The following is a 1132-nucleotide window of genomic DNA, read 5'->3' as shown; positions in this document are numbered from 1 at the left end:
GTTCCAGCTCGCGCGCTGGATCGACAGCACGATCCTGGACGCGCTCTACGGCTGGGGGTTTGGCGCCGACAGGCCGCACACGAACTTCGATCCGCTGATCGGCTTGAACAACGCCTTTGGCGACATGCTGCTCAACTTCGTCATGGCGATGATGTTCATCGTGCTGCCGACGTTTTGGGTCATGGCATTGGCTTGGGCAGGCGTTCGCACGGGAAATATCGTGCAGGGGTTGTCCACCGCCACCTCGGACGCCAAGGGCGCTGGGGGGCGTGGCGCTGGTATGGCAATGAGCGCCGTATCGAAGAAGTGACCGCCGTTCAGTCGTCGTCGGTCACATGCGGGTCGATGCGCCAGTCGCTCTTGTCATAAAGCCCGAAGCCGTTGGGGCCTTCCCTCCACTCGGGTTGCGGTTCCTCTTGATCAGAGTCGTCGTGCTGCACGAGCCATGCAGCAGTCACCGCAAAGGCAAGCAGCAGGGCCAGCCAGAACGCGGAGTAGAGCAGCGCACCGAGCACGGCGAGCTTGACGATCCAGAGCACCGCCGTCGCCGCGCCCGCGGGCACCCCGCGCGTCACCAGCCAGCCGGCGACACGCTGCTCGCGGCGGAGGTATCCACGCCAGGCACGGCCAGCCCCCCGGCCCAGCCGGTGGCTCCAGCTCCCGTTGTGCGTGTTGGTGGTCATGCTCATGTGCCTCGGCTTCAGTGGTACCTCACCTCATGGAGCGGCCGGTCGGGGCCTGCCCTCCAGCATAGACCGCGATCAGGAGGGCGGGTTGCGGCTGGCAGAGCCGGTCGGCCTGGGTCGCAGGTCGATTAGATTCTGCGATGGAAATCAAACGTTATGCTACTTTCCCTGCACGTTCTTGCGATAGTTCTAGGGATTGATTGGATTCCGTGCTATTTTTATAGCATGGATGGAAATTCTAGGCACCAGGTAATCAAGCGGCTGCAGGCGGGACTCCCCCGCGGGGCGCCGTTCGACCTTGCCACCCTGAGCCAGTTCGGGGTATCGCCCCAGCTCGCCGCCCACTATGCCGACGGCGGGTGGCTCGTGCGCCTGGCCCATGGCGTCTATGCCTTCCGAACGATGAGTTCGGGGTCTACGGTGCGCTGAAGTTCCTGCAACAGCGC

At 63.9% G+C, this 1132-nt stretch carries 2 protein-coding genes and 1 pseudogene; 2 read left to right on the top strand and 1 reads right to left on the bottom strand.

From position 1 onward, the window contains the following. On the top strand, positions 1-310 hold a 310-nt coding region (locus C8D93_RS20305), incomplete at its 5' end, for a conjugal transfer protein TraG N-terminal domain-containing protein (protein ID WP_146216694.1). 7 nt (positions 311-317) lie between these two features. On the opposite strand, the gene C8D93_RS20300 is transcribed toward C8D93_RS20305, so the two are convergent. Continuing rightward, the gene (locus C8D93_RS20300) at positions 318-689 is read right to left on the bottom strand and encodes a DUF3742 family protein (RefSeq protein ID WP_110267101.1); all 372 of its coding nucleotides are present in this window, start codon (positions 687-689) and stop codon (positions 318-320) included. Positions 690-911: 222 nt separating this feature from the next. On the opposite strand from C8D93_RS20300, the pseudogene C8D93_RS20295 reads away from it, so the two are divergent. Beyond that, positions 912-1132 (top strand): annotated as a pseudogene (locus C8D93_RS20295) (AbiEi antitoxin N-terminal domain-containing protein); the annotation flags it as partial.

The sequence above is a fragment of the Sinimarinibacterium flocculans genome, from assembly GCF_003201205.1.
Lineage (GTDB): Bacteria > Pseudomonadota > Gammaproteobacteria > Nevskiales > Nevskiaceae > Solimonas > Solimonas flocculans.
Note: the sequence above shows the minus strand (reverse complement) of the source record. Positions and strands in the feature narration are given on the sequence as shown.

Excerpts from the sequence above, each read along its gene's own strand:
- C8D93_RS20300 (WP_110267101.1), bottom strand. The coding sequence starts at position 689 with ATGAGCATGACCACCAACACGCACAACGGGAGCTGGAGCCACCGGCTG.